16 protein-coding genes are annotated in these 15,032 nt (G+C 41.2%); 9 read left to right on the forward strand and 7 right to left on the reverse strand.

What is annotated here, in order from left to right; all coding sequences use genetic code 11:
• The 3 genes from VS868_RS11560 (at position 1) to priA (ending at position 4,074) form a co-directional block, all read left to right on the forward strand.
• Complete coding sequence (locus tag VS868_RS11560; RefSeq protein WP_266067720.1) at positions 1-927, forward strand: YihY/virulence factor BrkB family protein; 927 nt, start codon at positions 1-3, stop codon at positions 925-927.
• A gap of 20 nt (positions 928-947) precedes the next feature.
• A complete protein-coding gene (locus tag VS868_RS11565; RefSeq protein ID WP_345597634.1) occupies positions 948-1,511 on the forward strand; it encodes a chalcone isomerase family protein in 564 nt (187 codons plus the stop codon).
• 100 nt (positions 1,512-1,611) lie between these two features.
• Positions 1,612-4,074 (forward strand): primosomal protein N', encoded by a 2,463-nt coding sequence (priA, locus tag VS868_RS11570; RefSeq protein ID WP_345597636.1) that lies wholly within the window; start codon positions 1,612-1,614, stop codon positions 4,072-4,074.
• On the opposite strand, the gene VS868_RS11575 is transcribed toward priA, so the two are convergent.
• Positions 4,068-4,778 (reverse strand): LytTR family DNA-binding domain-containing protein, encoded by a 711-nt coding sequence (locus tag VS868_RS11575; RefSeq protein ID WP_266067717.1) that lies wholly within the window; start codon positions 4,776-4,778, stop codon positions 4,068-4,070. The two genes, priA and VS868_RS11575, sit on opposite strands and share 7 nt — an antisense overlap.
• A gap of 180 nt (positions 4,779-4,958) precedes the next feature.
• Between VS868_RS11575 and rpsF the strand changes: the two genes are divergently transcribed.
• The 4 genes from rpsF (at position 4,959) to VS868_RS11595 (ending at position 6,669) form a co-directional block, all read left to right on the forward strand.
• Positions 4,959-5,297 carry a 30S ribosomal protein S6 gene (gene rpsF, locus VS868_RS11580; protein WP_029036470.1) on the forward strand — a complete coding sequence of 113 codons (339 nt, stop codon included), beginning with the start codon at positions 4,959-4,961 and terminating at the stop codon, positions 5,295-5,297.
• A 3-nt stretch (positions 5,298-5,300) separates the two neighbouring features.
• The gene (gene rpsR / locus VS868_RS11585) at positions 5,301-5,597 is read left to right on the forward strand and encodes a 30S ribosomal protein S18 (RefSeq protein ID WP_037324607.1); all 297 of its coding nucleotides are present in this window, start codon (positions 5,301-5,303) and stop codon (positions 5,595-5,597) included.
• A 12-nt stretch (positions 5,598-5,609) separates the two neighbouring features.
• On the forward strand, positions 5,610-6,065 hold the full coding sequence (rplI, locus tag VS868_RS11590) for a 50S ribosomal protein L9 (protein ID WP_345597644.1): 456 nt from the start codon (positions 5,610-5,612) through the stop codon (positions 6,063-6,065).
• 127 nt (positions 6,066-6,192) lie between these two features.
• Positions 6,193-6,669 carry a DUF6495 family protein gene (locus VS868_RS11595; protein ID WP_345597646.1) on the forward strand — a complete coding sequence of 159 codons (477 nt, stop codon included), beginning with the start codon at positions 6,193-6,195 and terminating at the stop codon, positions 6,667-6,669.
• A 62-nt stretch (positions 6,670-6,731) separates the two neighbouring features.
• Here VS868_RS11595 and VS868_RS11600 read toward each other — a convergent pair whose 3' ends face one another.
• On the reverse strand, positions 6,732-7,970 hold the full coding sequence (locus VS868_RS11600; RefSeq protein WP_345597648.1) for an ABC transporter permease: 1,239 nt from the start codon (positions 7,968-7,970) through the stop codon (positions 6,732-6,734).
• A 124-nt stretch (positions 7,971-8,094) separates the two neighbouring features.
• Here VS868_RS11600 and hisS point away from each other — a divergent pair, with 124 nt between their 5' ends.
• Positions 8,095-9,468 carry a histidine--tRNA ligase gene (gene hisS / locus VS868_RS11605; protein ID WP_266067713.1) on the forward strand — a complete coding sequence of 458 codons (1,374 nt, stop codon included), beginning with the start codon at positions 8,095-8,097 and terminating at the stop codon, positions 9,466-9,468.
• Between the two features lie 103 nt (positions 9,469-9,571).
• On the opposite strand, the gene hemG is transcribed toward hisS, so the two are convergent.
• The 4 genes from hemG to VS868_RS11625 all read right to left on the reverse strand — a co-directional run bounded on the left by hemG (position 9,572) and on the right by VS868_RS11625 (position 12,257).
• Positions 9,572-10,138, reverse strand: coding sequence for a menaquinone-dependent protoporphyrinogen IX dehydrogenase (hemG, locus tag VS868_RS11610; RefSeq protein ID WP_266067916.1), 567 nt, complete (start codon positions 10,136-10,138; stop codon positions 9,572-9,574).
• A gap of 244 nt (positions 10,139-10,382) precedes the next feature.
• Positions 10,383-11,318 (reverse strand): aldo/keto reductase, encoded by a 936-nt coding sequence (locus VS868_RS11615; protein WP_345597651.1) that lies wholly within the window; start codon positions 11,316-11,318, stop codon positions 10,383-10,385.
• A gap of 160 nt (positions 11,319-11,478) precedes the next feature.
• Positions 11,479-11,877, reverse strand: a complete 399-nt coding sequence (locus VS868_RS11620; protein ID WP_345597653.1) for a hypothetical protein — start codon at positions 11,875-11,877, stop codon at positions 11,479-11,481.
• Between the two features lie 83 nt (positions 11,878-11,960).
• Positions 11,961-12,257 carry a hypothetical protein gene (locus VS868_RS11625; RefSeq protein WP_266067710.1) on the reverse strand — a complete coding sequence of 99 codons (297 nt, stop codon included), beginning with the start codon at positions 12,255-12,257 and terminating at the stop codon, positions 11,961-11,963.
• A gap of 375 nt (positions 12,258-12,632) precedes the next feature.
• On the opposite strand from VS868_RS11625, the gene VS868_RS11630 reads away from it, so the two are divergent.
• Positions 12,633-13,694 carry an AI-2E family transporter gene (locus VS868_RS11630; protein ID WP_345597655.1) on the forward strand — a complete coding sequence of 354 codons (1,062 nt, stop codon included), beginning with the start codon at positions 12,633-12,635 and terminating at the stop codon, positions 13,692-13,694.
• Positions 13,695-13,710: 16 nt separating this feature from the next.
• Here the strand turns inward: VS868_RS11630 and VS868_RS11635 are convergent, their stop codons facing one another.
• On the reverse strand, positions 13,711-15,012 hold the full coding sequence (locus VS868_RS11635; RefSeq protein ID WP_266067708.1) for a dicarboxylate/amino acid:cation symporter: 1,302 nt from the start codon (positions 15,010-15,012) through the stop codon (positions 13,711-13,713).
• Between the last annotated feature and the right edge of the window lie 20 nt (positions 15,013-15,032).

Genomic DNA, 15,032 nt, shown 5'->3' on the forward strand with positions numbered 1-15,032 from the left:
ATGAGTAAGGGCGAGAAAACAAGTGCTAAAAAAAAGGAAGGCTTTACCTATTGGTGGACGAGCCATGCGAAAAAGATAGTCCTGCCCGGGCTTGAAGGCCTGTCTCTTTACGATCTCTACATTATTTTTTATGCAGGTATTGTAAAGGGAACTTTTTCGGCGCGGGCGAGTGCTATTTCTTTCAGCTTCTTTATGGCACTTTTCCCGTTCCTGCTCTTTATTCTAAACCTGATTCCTTTCATAGATTTTATTGATGACTTCCAACTCGAATTCCTGGCGTTTGTAGATTCACTGCTTCCGCCCGAAACCAGTGAATTTTTTAATGATATTTTTTACGATATCGCGGCCAGGAAAAGAGGAGGGTTACTTTCCATCGTTTTTTTGTTGTCCATTTTTCTAATGGCAAATGGCGTCAATGCAGTATTTACCGGTTTTGAATTCTCTTACCACACCAAAAAGAACCGGTCTATAATAAGACAGTACTTTATTGCAGTGGGGGTTTCTTTAATTCTGGCGTTATTATTGCTTATTACTGTAGTAGTGTGGGTTTATCTTACCTACCTAACCGAAGATCTTAAAGTGCTGCAGGTAGTAAACGATGCAGTGATTTGGGCGAATTTGGGGAGGTATGTGATCTTCACGACAATGATATATCTGGCCATAGCCATACTTTATTATTTTGGAACCAAAGAAAGTAGGCTAAGCCGTTTCTTTTCGATAGGAGCTTTCTTTTGTACGATCTTTATTTTACTGAATACCTATCTATTTGGGTTGTATATTGAAAATTTTTCAGCTTATAACGAATTATACGGCTCTATTGGAGCATTATTGATCTTAATGTTCTATATATGGATAAATTCTAATATATTGTTGCTGGGTTTTGAACTCAATGCTTCTTTGATGAAGCTGAAAAGGAACAAAAAGTAATCTTTAACAAACAAGAATCTATGAAAAAACTGCTTTTATTATTAGTAGCTGTAGTGGTATCCTCTACAGCGGTGGCTCAAAAAAAGGTTGGAGGAGTAGTGCTTCCCGCCACTCAAAATTTCCAGGACCACACACTCTACCTTAACGGGGCCGGTGTGAGGGAGAAACTTTGGATAGACCTCTATGCTGCCGCACTTTATCTCGACAAAAAGAACAACAATGCCCAGGAAATATTAAATGCCGATAAGCCTATGGCTATAAGGCTTCACATCGTCTCCAAATTGATTACCAGTGATAAAATGGTAGATGCAGTGACCGAAGGTTTTGAGAATTCTACCGGCGGCAATACTGCCCCTATTAAAAGTGAAATTGACAAACTGCTTGGCTTCTTCAAGGAAGACATTCAGAAAAATGACATTTTTGACCTGGTTTACCTTCCCGGAAAAGGAGTGGTGGCTTACAAGAACGGTAAAGAGCGTGGTGTAGTGGCAGGAAAAGAGTTTAAAAAAGCCCTTTTTGGCATCTGGTTATCTAACAGGCCAGCCGATGACGGACTTAAAGATGATCTTCTTGCCGCAGAATAATTTTTTCTGATTAAAAAATACCTAATAAACCATTCTTTTCAGGATGGTTTATTTTTGCAGTTAATTCCTCTTATTTTTGCTTAAAACACAAGCCTTAAAAATGCCTTTTTTCATCAATGTTATTTTACCCCTTCCGCTGGAGAAGCATTTTACTTACAGCGTTAGCAAAGACGAGGCGCAATTTCTAAAGCCGGGTATGCGCGTGGCCGTTCCCTTCGGAAAATCAAAAATTTATACGGGAATTGTTTCTGAAGTACATCAAAGACCTCCTGAAGTCTACGAGGCCAAACCCATAGAGCAGATCCTCGATAAAACCCCTTTGGTGACAGCGGGCCAGTTGAAATTGTGGAGCTGGGTGGCGTCTTATTATATGTGTTCAGAAGGGGAGGTGCTTCGGGCGGCTTTACCCGGTCCATTTCTTTTGGAAAGTGAAACTATAGTGCAGCTTGCAAAAGACATCGAAATTGATGACGACGCGCTGAGTGATGACGAATTTTTGCTGGTGGAAGCCCTGCAAACCAAGTCATCTTTAAAGATCAATGAAATTATCCAGCTGCTCGATAGAAAGACCGTGCTCCCAATAATTAATTCTTTGGTAGAGAAAAAGCTGGCGGTAGTGAACCAGGAAATATATGAGCAGTACAAGCCTAAAATTGAGCGCTTTGTAAAACTTCATGACCGGTATTTAGAGGAGGCAGCCATGCATGAATTGCTCGATGAGCTAAACAGGGCCCCAAAACAAAGGGAGGTGATTTTTACCCTTTTTGGGATCTCAGCAAAATCGGCTAAGGGAAAATCTTCAGTAAAAGTTGCTGAACTGGCTAAGAAGAGCGGTGCTTCAGCTTCAGTAATTAAATCTCTTATAGATAAAGGTGTTTTAGAAGAGCTAAAATTAGAAATTTCCCGCTTCAGCTTTGATCTTGAAAACCACGGAAAAAACCTGCAGCTTAATGAATATCAGGAAAAGGCTTTACAGGAGATCGAATCTTCTTTTGAATCGCAGGATGTATGTTTGCTCCACGGAATCACTTCCTCCGGAAAAACTGAAATTTATGTAAAGCTTATTGAGAAAGCCATTTCTCAGGGAAAACAGGTATTGTATTTGCTGCCTGAAATAGCCCTTACCGCTCAACTAATTGCCAGACTTCAGAATTATTTTGGGGAGCAGGTGCTTATTTTTCATAGCAGGTATTCGGTCAATGAGAGGGTAGAGGTATACCAAAGTGTGCTGCAAAACAAAGAAACAGCACGTATAGTGATTGGGGTGCGCTCAAGTATCTTTCTTCCGTTTCACGATTTAGGTTTGGTGATCGTAGATGAAGAGCATGAATCCACTTTTAAGCAATACGACCCTGCGCCACGATATCATGCACGGGACACCGCCGTGGTACTGGGAAAACTGCAGGAGGCGAAAGTGCTGCTGGGATCGGCCACGCCTTCGCTGGAATCTTACTACAACGCCGATCACTCTAAATACGGACTGGTGAACCTGGCGCGTCGTTATGGTGATGTAGTGCTGCCCGAAATAGAGATCGTGGATATTAAGGAGAAGCACCGTAAAAAACGCATGACAGGTCATTTTTCGGACAGGCTGCTGGAGGAGATCAAAGAAACCCTGAAGAATAAGGAGCAGGTAATTCTTTTTCAGAACCGACGTGGATTTAGTCCAATTTTAGAATGTAACACCTGTGGCCATTCGCCGCAATGTCCTAATTGTGATGTGAGTTTGACCTATCACAGTCATAGCAACCAGTTGCGTTGCCATTATTGCGGTTACCACATGGCTATGCAGCAAAAATGTATGGCCTGTGACAGCCCTGAACTTTCTACCAAAGGCCTGGGGACAGAGCAGGTGGAAACTGAGCTGAAGGCACTTTTTCCCGATCATAAAATAGGTAGGATGGATCTTGATACCACCCGTGGAAAGCAGGGGTATGAGAAAATAATTTCGGCTTTTGAAGAAGAAAAGATCGACATCCTGGTGGGGACACAAATGGTGACCAAAGGGCTCGATTTTAGAAATGTGAGGCTGGTGGGCATCATGAATGCCGATACGCTCCTAAACTTCCCCGATTTCAGGGCTCATGAGCGCAGTTTCCAGTTAATGCTGCAGGTGGCAGGCAGGGCAGGAAGAACCCAAAAGCGAGGTCTGGTTCTTATCCAGACATTTAATCCTCATCATCAAATCGTTCAGCAGGTCTCTACCAATAGTTACCACGAAATGTACAAAGAGCAGCTAGAAGAGCGGCGCAATTATAAATACCCGCCATTTTACAGGCTTATTAAGATTTCGCTTAAAGGCAGGGATTATTCTAGAGTAAACGAGGGGGCAGACTGGCTTGCCCTTTCCTTGAAAAATACCTTTAGGGAGCATGTTTTAGGACCAGAGTTTCCGCCGGTAGCGAGAATAAGGAACGAGTACTATAAAAATATTCTTGTAAAAATTCCGCAGGGACAGTCTTTATCAAAGACAAAGAAATTAATTGGCAGGATCTTGCAGAGCTTTAAAGCTATAGGGGCTTACAGGAGTGTGAAAACAGTAATTAATGTAGATCCTTATTGATTTGCGGCTAAGGCTTCAATAAGATTTGATTTTTTATGCCTGCTAAGCGGGATCTGCTGCTTGTCAATCTCAATATTCCTGCTGTTGTAACGCTCAATTTTGTCGAGGTTTACAATGTAGGATTTGTGAATTCTCAGGAATTTATTTGAAGGTAACTGGTTCTCAAAAGACTTCATAGTGGCAAGTACCACGAAATTGTCCTTTTCAGTTACAAATTTCACATAATCGCCAAGTGCTTCTATATATTTCAGCTTATTGAGAAAAACTTTTCGGTTCTTTAAATTGCTTTTTACAAAAATGTAGTTTTCATCTTCTGGCGGGGTGCCATCATGTTTAAGCCTGTAAAGATTTATTGCTTTTGAGGCAGCATTCAGGAAACGGTCTTTAGAGATGGGTTTATGCAGGTAATCTACTGCATCATAATCAAAAGCTTTAAATGCGTATTTTGTTTTTCCGGTAACAAAAATGATCTGAGGTTTATTAGGAAGGTCATCCAACAGGTCAAATCCTGAAAGAATGGGCATTTCTATATCAAGAAATATAAGGTCAACTTCGGTATCCAGGAGGCCGTTCTTAGTTTCAATGGCATTGTTATATTCGGCCACAAGCTTGAGATTGGGATGATCTTTAATTAGCTTTACAATAGATAGTCTTTGCAAGCTGGAATCATCAACGACCGCACATTTGAGTATAACTTCTTCCACTTAGTTTTGGTTAACACTTATTATTAGGTTAGTATTAGCAATAATAAATAAAAAATATTATAAAAAAAAGAAAAAGCTCATTTCATCGATTAAAAAAGCAGTTTACCCCCGCAGTTTCTTTTTTGTTATATTAAAGATTAGTGTTACTTTTGCAGCCAATTAAATTTAAAGTAAATTTTTATGAATCATTATGAAACTGTTTTCATCTTGAATCCCGTTTTATCTGATGACCAGATAAAGGAAACAGTTAAGAAATACGAAGATTTTCTTGTTTCTAACGGTGCCGAGATGATATCAAAAGAGAATTGGGGGCTAAAAAAACTAGCTTATCCTATTCAGCACAAGAAAAGTGGATTTTACCACCTTTTCGAATTCACCGCTCCTGGTGAAGCTATTAACCCTCTTGAGGTTGAATTTCGCAGAGATGAGCGTATGATGCGTTACCTAACTGTAAAGTTAGACAAGCACGCTGTAGCCTGGGCTGAAAAGAGAAGAAACAGAAACAAAGAAAAAGCGTAAGGTATGTCATCAATTGAACAACAAGCTAAAGGAAAGAAAGACGGAGAGATAAGATATCTTACTCCTCTTAATATCGAGACCAGCAAGACAAAAAAATACTGTCGTTTTAAAAGATCTGGGATTAAGTATATTGATTACAAAGATCCAGATTTCTTAATGAGTTTTGTAAACGAGCAGGGTAAATTGTTGCCACGTCGTTTAACCGGAACCTCTTTGAAGTATCAAAGAAAAGTGGCTGTAGCCGTTAAGCGTGCACGTCATTTAGCATTAATGCCTTATGTTGGCGATTTACTAAAATAAAAAGGGGCTATTATGGAATTGATATTAAAGAAAGACGTAGAGAAATTAGGATTTAAAGATGATGTTGTATCGGTAAAACCGGGCTACGGCAGAAACTTTTTGATCCCTCAGGGTGCTGCTGTATTGGCAACCCCTTCTGCAAGAAAAGTCCTTGAAGAGACTTTGAAGCAGCGTTCATACAAAGAGAAAAAACAAATTGACGAGGCTAAAGCTCAGGCTGCTAAGCTACAGGGCATAGAGATCACTTTAACAGCAAAAGCTGGTGCAGGTGATAAGATCTATGGATCTGTAACCGATGCCGATCTTGCTGCAGCGCTTTCAAAAGAAGGTGTTGAAATCGACAAGAAATACATCTCTATTGCAGGTGGTAACATCAAAAGATTAGGTCAGTACGAAGCGACTTTGCGTTTTCACCGTGAAGTAGTTACTAACTACAGCTTTGAAGTTGTAGCTGAAGCACAAGCTTAATTGCTGAACAAATATTATATAAAGCCTGCTTCTAACGAAGTGGGCTTTTTATTTGGTTAATGGTTAAAATTTCAGAGATAATAAAAAAGATCTTAGAAAATTAAACCTTACACATTAAACCCTCAGAATGAAGTACGCCCGATTAACAAAAGAGCAATTTGAAGAGTTGCAGCAGGAATTTATCAACTTTTTGGCCAGCCAGTCCATAACAGGAGAGGAGTGGACGGAGATAAAAACCAATAAACCTGAAGTGGCAGAGCAGGAACTGGATGTGTTTAGTGACCTGGTGTGGGAAGGAGTACTCAATAAAGCTGAATACGTGGAGCATTTCTCGCCTAACCAGATCTACTTGTTCAAGGTTACCGAACTCACCATAAACCTTATTGCCATAGAGGTAAAGAATGAAGCAGTAGATGTTACTACAAGACATGGATATGCGTGGTTGCAGCAAAACCTGATGGATGATCGTGTTTCCCTATATACTTCCTCAAAGAATATCAGTGACGACCGCAACAAGGATATTTTTGCGCTTATTCAGCAGGGAGCAGTGATCACAAAAGGAGACCTGTACAACTTCTTTGAAAAACACCTGAACCTTAGTTAAGAGTTCGGAGTTCAGAGTTCAGAGTTTATCATAACTCACAACTCATAACTCAAAAACTTAATTTATTCATACCTAAGCGATTCTATAGGATCTTGTTTGGCTGCTTTGGCTGCAGGATAGCTTCCGGCTAAAACAGCAACGATAATAGTGATTGCGGTAGCCCAAATAATAGCCATCCACGGCGTTGTGAAATCAAAGCCAACCGAAGTAGATACTGCCAGGCCAATTAAAATCCCGAGGATAATACCAATAATTCCCCCCATTTGCCCAATGATAAGGGTTTCCATGAAGAATTGAAAAGCAATGGTATTCTTCTTGGCTCCCAAAGCTTTTCGCACCCCAATTTCCCGGGTTCGCTCACTTACCGAAACGAGCATGATGTTCATAAGGGCAATAGAAGATCCAAAAATAGTAATGATAGAGATTACCCACGCAGCAATATTTAGGTATTGGGTGATTGAAAAAATGCGGTTAAGCAGATCGTCACTTTTGGCAATACCAAAATTATTTTCTTCTACAGGGTTGAGTCCGCGAACATTTCTAAAGGTAATAATTGCTTCGTCCTGGGCGCCTTCGAGCATCTCCTGGTCTTCCACACGCACACTCACATTGTAGTTAATATTAGAGTTTGTATACATAGACCTGGCTACCTGCAGCGGAATAAGTACCCTAAGATCCTGGTTGTTTCCAAAGGTAGATCCTTTTGACTCCAGCACCCCAATCACTCTGAATTTCACCCCGCGGATGGATATGATTTTATCCAGCGGATTCATGCCTTCAAGGATTCCGTTTTTAACGTCGGCGCCAATAATAGCTACATTGTTATTGTTCTCAATGTCAAAAATGCTGAAATCCCGCCCCTCTTCTACGCTAAGCCCCGAATTAGAGACATAATTCTCATTTACCCCCAAAACACTGGCTTCCGGATCAGTCTTTTCACTTTCATGCCTAAGCTCTGCCCGCGAGGTTCCGGTAAATGAAATAGACACCTGCGTTTGTGGGAATTCGTAATTGTCCCTGAATTCCTTCACTTCCCGATAACTTATAATCGGGTTTATCTTCTCTCTTTCTCCGCCATTCACCCGTATTTGGGAATCGTAACGTTGCAGGTTGAAAGTATTGGTCCCCATAGAAGCAAAATCGCTGGTTATGGTGTTCTCAAGTGCCGAAACCGCACTTAAAATGCCTACAAGTGCAGTGATCCCAATAGCTATGATCATCACGGTGAGCACAGTTCTTAATACCTGACTTTTAATTGAAAAGAAGGCAATTCGAAAGTTTTCTTTAAAAAGTGGAAACATACAGAAGTTTCAGTTTAGGAGTTAGACGCATTTCGTTGGCTGTTGTTACAAAACACAGAGCAAATCCTTCTTCGGGATTCTTTTTATTTTTCAGATATTTGTGCCTTAAAGAACAAGATCAAAAATGGCCCAAAAACCTTCTATACCCAAAGGAACCCGTGACTTTTCTCCTTCCGAAGTAGCGAAAAGAAATTTTATAATGCAAACAATTCGGGAGCAGTTCGAGAAATTCGGATTTCAGCCTATAGAAACCCCCAGCTTTGAAAACAGTGAGACCTTGATGGGGAAATATGGCGATGAAGGCGACAGGCTTATTTTTAAGATCCTTAATTCAGGAGATTTCCTTAAAAAAGCAAATCAGGAGGCTTTTGACCAAAAAGACAGCCTTAAGATCACCTCTTCTATAAGCGAAAAAGCCCTGCGATACGACCTTACTGTACCTTTCGCCCGTTATGTGGTGCAGCATAGAAATGAGCTCGAATTTCCTTTTAAGCGTTACCAGATTCAGCCGGTGTGGCGGGCAGACAGGCCTCAAAAAGGGCGTTTTAGAGAGTTCTTTCAGTGTGATGCCGATGTGGTGGGCAGTGACAGCCTGTGGCAGGAAGTAGAATTTGTGCAGCTGTATGATGCCGTTTTTTCTTCTTTGGGCTTAAAAGGAGTGACCATAAAAATGAACAACCGCAAGGTGCTTTCAGGCTTTGCTGAAGTCATTGGCGAATCTGATAAACTTATAGATTTCACGGTTGCTCTAGATAAGCTTGACAAAATAGGGGAAGATGGTGTAAAGAAGGAAATGCAGGAGAAAGGAATTTCTTCGGAAGCAATTGAAAAGATCCAGAGGGTTTTTGATTTACACGGAAGTTTTTCAGAAAAAATTGAGGTGCTAAAAGACATTTTAGCAACTTCTGAAATTGGCAAAAAAGGAATTGAAGAACTTGAATTCATCAATAACGCGCTTGCCGAACTGGGGCTTTATGAGGCAAATCTCGATCTTGACGTTACCCTTGCCCGCGGCTTAAATTACTATACAGGTGCCATTTTTGAAGTCTCAGCGCCAAAAGGTGTTGCCATGGGTAGCATTGGGGGAGGTGGAAGGTACGATGACCTCACAGGGATCTTCGGAATGAGCGGGGTGAGTGGTGTTGGAATTTCTTTTGGGCTTGACCGTATTTACCTTGTGCTCGAAGAACTCGATCTATTTCCTGAAACCGTTGCCGGAAATGTGAGGGTACTGTTCATTAACTTCGGAAATAAAGAGAGCCTGTATTGTCTTAAGGCCATAAAAGCATTGCGCGCTGCCGGAATTGCAGCCGAACTCTATCCTGAAGAAGCCAAGATGAAGAAGCAGATGAATCATGCCAACAAACGGGAAATTCCTTTTGTAGTGCTGGCGGGAACCAAAGAAATTGAAGATGGGCAGTTTACCCTTAAAGACATGAAGAGCGGTGAACAATCTACCGTGAACCTGCAGGAGCTAAAAGAGAAAATCGGGAGTTAGACAAAAAATATCGACTGACTTTTTCCATCTTAAAGTGTAATTCTGAATTTATAGGGTGTCAAAAATGACATTTTTGAATACCCTTTTTGAAAGGTATTTTGCTTTAACCTTCGACTTCTTCCGTGGAATGCACCTGGTTTTTCTGTTGTAGGGCGCTAAGCTGTTCTGCAAATTCCTGAACCCTTTTCCAGTTGGTATATTCTATGGGTTTTGGTGTTTTGGTGGGGCCGCCGGTGAATTTCATGATGGCTTTGATCATTATCCTGTCAAAAAAACTGTATTTTTTGTAATCAAGACTTCCGGCGAATACTGCGGCAAGATCAGGTTTCCAGGGAACTTCCTCCCGGAATTTGATAAAGTATGGATTGGTTTCGGGCGTGTTTTTTTCTTCCTTGCGGGCCACGAGGTTAACCGAAAAAAAAGCAGTATTCAGCTTTTCCAGGTCTTGCTGGTTTTCTGAAATAAATTTTCCTACTTCAGGCCTGTGTTTTCCATACCTGATGCTGGCTCCAATAACGACGGACTTAAAATTAGAAAGTTCTTCTTCAAACGAGTCGAGAGGACAAAGGTAGATGGGGTGATCTTTTTGTTGTAGATATTCCGCCAGGAAATGACAGATCTTTTTGGTCTGTCCATCTACTGTCGAGTAAAGTAAAGCAATGGGTTTCATAATGTTCAAGAGATAAATTTTTCTCCCGAAAAACTTTAATAAAAGAATTTGATTCGGCTGTCAAATTCTTCTTTTAAAGGTACGAAATCCCGCAGTAAATCTTGTTTAAGAAAACCTGGATTATAAAAGAATTTTCTTCGGAAGAAGAAAAAGATTTTCTCTAAGAATTGCTCCCATTCAGCATCATGTAAGATGCCGGCTTCAGAAATCTTTGAACCTGATGATATGTAGGAAAATTTGAAAGTTACTTACTCAGTTTTTCCATTTCTTCTGCTGAAAGCTGCAGGTTTACTGCTTCCTCAAAAGCCTTTAAGTGACTTTCCCGGGTGGCACTTGCAATGGGTGCGGTTACTGCCGGGCGTTGCATTAGCCATCGAAGGGCCACCGCTGCATTAGAAACTCCGTGGTTGTTAGAAATTTCGTCAAGAACCTTTAGTTTGCCAAGGCCTTCTTCATTGAAGTATTTTTTCACCATTTCTTCGCGTGCACCCTGCAGATCCTCTTTTTTACGGTATTTCCCAGTGAGGAAGCCGCTGGCGAGCGAAAAATAAGTGATTACGCCCAGCTCATTCTTTTCTGCAATGGGCTTGTATTCTTCTTCAAATTTGGCTTTTTCAACAAGGCTGTATTCGGGCTGCAGGACTTCATATTTTGGAAGTCCGCTGTCCCCGGCTTTTTCTAAGGAAGTTGAGATCCTTTGAGGAGAGAGGTTTGAAGCACCTATATGTCTCACTTTGCCCTGTTCAATAAGCTGTTCGTAAGCCCGAAGCGTTTCTTCTACGGGTGTATTTTCATTGTCCCAATGTGTGAAGTAGAGATCAATATGGTCTGTTTGCAGGCGTTGTAGAGAATCTTCGGCTGCTTTGATAATGTAATCTCTGGAAACGTCTCTTCCTTCTTTCCCGGGATTTGAGCCTACCTTAGTTGCAATAATAAGGTCTTCCCGGTTACCTCTTTCTTTAAGCCAGTTGCCAATTATGGTTTCGCTTTCACCGCCCTTATTTCCGGGTGCCCAGTGAGAATAAGAGTCGGCAGTGTCTATAGTAGTGAAGCCTTTTTCAAAGAGCTGGTCAAGAATTTTGAAGGATTCTTTTTCATCAAGCGTCCAGCCAAAGACGTTTCCGCCAAAGACTATGGGTGAAATTTCTAAATTGGTGTTTCCGAGTTTCTTTTTCTGCATGAGCTGGGTTTTCTTCAAAATTAAGGATGAAAGTTGTGAGAGGAAAATTTATTACTGAAAGAAAAAGGGCTCAAAAATGGCATTTTTGAGACTCCGTCTGCTGTTGTTTTCCTCCGTCTTATTACTGAAAACTGATTTTTTCCGAAGTAAACTTCAGAAATTATTTTCCGTCGTCTTGGGGTGGAGCGGTGCTTTCGGCCTCTTCTTCAAGGACGAGTAAATAGCGATCAAATTGTGGTTTTGTAAGTATATCCCTTACTTCCCGGGTCTCCAGTATCTTCAGGTTTTTAAGTCGGTCAAGCCTTTCTTCTTCTGAAATATTGTCCTTCCACAGTTTTTTGCGTTTAATATCGAATTCCACAAATTTCTTTTCCATGAGTAAAGCCTGCTTAGCCCTTAAAGAGAGTTCTCTTTCCCATTTTTGCACTCTCTCCTTTGCCGCCATTTCCAATTGCGGGTTATTTGAATTCTGAGTAAGGTCCTGTGCAGTAGCTAAACTACTGAAGATTACAATAAAGCTGAAGCTTAATACCAGCCGGAGGATTTTTATATGTTTCATGATCTGTATGATTTTATTTTTTTACTGAAATACTTCTTCAAAATGACATTTTGCAGCATTTTTCAAGGAACTTTTAAGCTGGGCTATTTCAGGTAGTTTTTCTCCCGAATGATCACCGAATCAAGGGCTTCTTTTAAATAAGTAAGGGCAAGATCTTTTTGATCGGTCTCATTTTCCTGAACTTTCTGGTTCCTGATGTCCATAAGAATATCGAAACTTTTAGCTGTCCAGTTGATCTCCTGCTGGTCATCAACTTCACTTAATTGGCTGGTGGTTTTGTCGAGAAGCTGCATGAGTTTATTGGTGAAGTTCTCATCACCGGCCTGAAGCTTCTCAACCTCAGTTCTTACTTGTTCAAGCTCTTTAATCTTTACTTCCATTGTGTTCAATTCTCATTCGGTCATTCCCTGTTTTACCATTCAAAAAAGGTGTTTCTGAATAAAATTCCTGGGGGTTAAAAATTCATTTCCGTTTAAATTTACCCGCTACAATGGCCGATTGCAAGAAGTTTAAGAAAGAATTAGGGGAAAATAATATTCAATTAACAGGCAGAGGCGGGGGCGATGATTTGTTCTTTAATTAAATGATATTTAAGTAGTTAATAAAATGTAAAATCATGATTATAACGCAAATCCTTTTCTAGCTTAGCTTCACTAGTAACAGTTTTTTAAATTATAGTACGGTTGGGAGCGGATGCTAAAAGAGGGATAGATTTTCAAGAAAAACGAAAAGGAGCAGACTAAAAATTAGATTTTATGAGTAAAGGGTTTAGGATTGGGATGAAAGTATTTATGCTCGTGTTAGGGCTCTACTTCTTTTTTTTGGGACTAGCAGCTGCGAAGGGTTTTCTGGCTCCTCTTATTCTTGCTTTGGTGCTGGCATTAGTGGTACTTCCTGCCACCCGGAAATTGGAACAAATAATTCACCATAGAGGAGTTTCTTCTATGCTTGGTACCCTGCTTATCTTCATTTTTTCGCTGGGTTTTTTAGTTCTCTGTTCTATGCAGGTACAGGGTTTTTTTAATGAGTGGCCCGTAATAAAGCAGGCAATGGCGCCCGAGATTGAAAGTTTTAAGAGCTTCCTGTTTGAGCATACTCCCCTTAATAAGACTTCTCTTCAGGATTATTATTCAGCCGGCTCTTTACCATTTTTTGAAGACCAGATGGTAGAAGCGGCTAAAGCGCTGTCTTTTTTAAGGTCTTCCCTCAACTTTATGGGAACTTACCTCATTACCTTTATTTATATGTTCTTTCTTCTTTATTACCGGAGGCATTTTATTGAGTTTATACTTTTATACTTTGAAGGGCAAAAGAGAATAAAGGCCAGAAAGATATTGGAGTCTTCTGCAAGAAGGGTCCAGGATTACCTTATAGGCAGGTTGATATTGATGGCTATCCTGGCGGTGTTGTACTCTGTGGGCCTCGGATTGTCGGGTGTGCATAACTACCTGCTGGTAGGTGTTATTGCTTCAGTGCTCACTCTCATTCCGTGGGTTGGCAATATAATAGGTTTTGCCATGGCTATGGTTTTTGGATATCTTACTTCGGGAAATATTGACGTACTCTGGGGAATCGTGGTTACCTTTACGGTTTCTCAATTCCTGGAAAGTTACGTGCTCCAGCCTTATGTGGTTGGGGATAAAGTTGGGCTGCACCCATTCTTTGTTATTGTGTTTGTTATTCTTGGAGGAGCAATCTGGGGCCTGGTAGGAATGGTGCTGGCTATTCCCGTAATGGCTATGGTCACAGTCATTTTTAATCATGTAGGCATCTTAAAACCCCTGGGCTTTTTGTTCAGTAAGCAGCAGCAAGACTGAATCCCCGGCAAATAATCTAAGGGTTAAATTTTGGTACAACTTTGATAGACTCAACGGGTTTAGTAATAGATTGTGCGACGACACAGGAAACAGCCGCATCTCCCGAAACGTTCACCACTGTTCTGCACATATCGAGTGGGCGGTCTACTCCAAAGATGAGGGCAAGTCCGGCTTCGGGGATTCCCGCCTGTGCGAGTACTATCACCAACATCACCATTCCGGCACCCGGAACAGCAGCCGATCCTATGGAGGCGAGGGTGGCAGTTGCAATTATTCCCAGCTGTGTAGCCAGGGAAAGGTCAAGACCAAAGGCCTGGGCGATAAAAACTGCCGCCACCGCCTGGTAAAGGCTGGTACCATCCATATTTATTGTGGCGCCTACAGGAAGCACAAAACTTGCTACTTCCTTTGGCACTCCCAGATAATCTATCACCCTTTCCATAGTAACCGGAAGTGTGGCTGCGCTTGAACTGGTAGAAAATGCCAGAAGCTGAGCAGGGGCAATTCCCCTGTAAAAAGCTAAAGGAGATCTTTTGGTAAACAGGTAGACTATGAGTCCATACACGCCCACCATAAGTATGAGGCCCAAAACTACCGTTAGAGCGTACATTCCCAGTGCGGCAAAAAGGTCGGTACTGGGAGAATCTATAATCAATGCTGCCAGCAGTGCAAATACTCCGTATGGTGCCGCGAGCATGATAATATCGATCATCTTTAAAATGACCTCATTAAATCCATCGAAAAAATCCTTGACAGGTTTTGCCGCTTCTGTGGGAATAAGGATAAGGCCAACACCAATAAAAAGTGCAAAAAAGATCACCTGCAGCATGTTTCGGTTATCGGCGGCGGCAGCCATAAAATTTTCAGGAACTATATCTACCAATCCCTGCAAAGGCCCTGTTTCCTGCTGTGCAAAAGCCTTATTAATGTTTGAGGTGGCTTCAGTTTCATAGCTGGACAAAAGATCTGTTCTTGTTTCCGAAGAAATTGAAGCCCCAGGTTTGATAAGATTGACCAGTAACAGGCCAATACTTACTGCGGTGACAGTGGTTAGAATAAAAGTAAAGACCGTGCGAAAGCCCATTTTTGAGAGGTTAGTGAGATCTTTAAGATCAGATACTCCCTTGATCAAAGAGGCGAGGATAAGCGGTACGGCAATAAGTTTAAGTGCGTTAATGAAGATGTTTCCAAAAGGTTTTATCCAATCCCGCACAAAAGAAGGCCCCCAGTTGAACTGTGATAAAACCAGGCCGGCAATAACGCCCAGGCTCATCCCAATAAGGATCTTCCAGTGCATTGGCATTTTCTTTTTCTTCATATTCAATAATTAATTTTTAG

Origin of the sequence: Salinimicrobium sp. 3283s (assembly GCF_039602225.1) — a bacterium.
Taxonomy (GTDB): domain Bacteria; phylum Bacteroidota; class Bacteroidia; order Flavobacteriales; family Flavobacteriaceae; genus Salinimicrobium; species Salinimicrobium profundisediminis.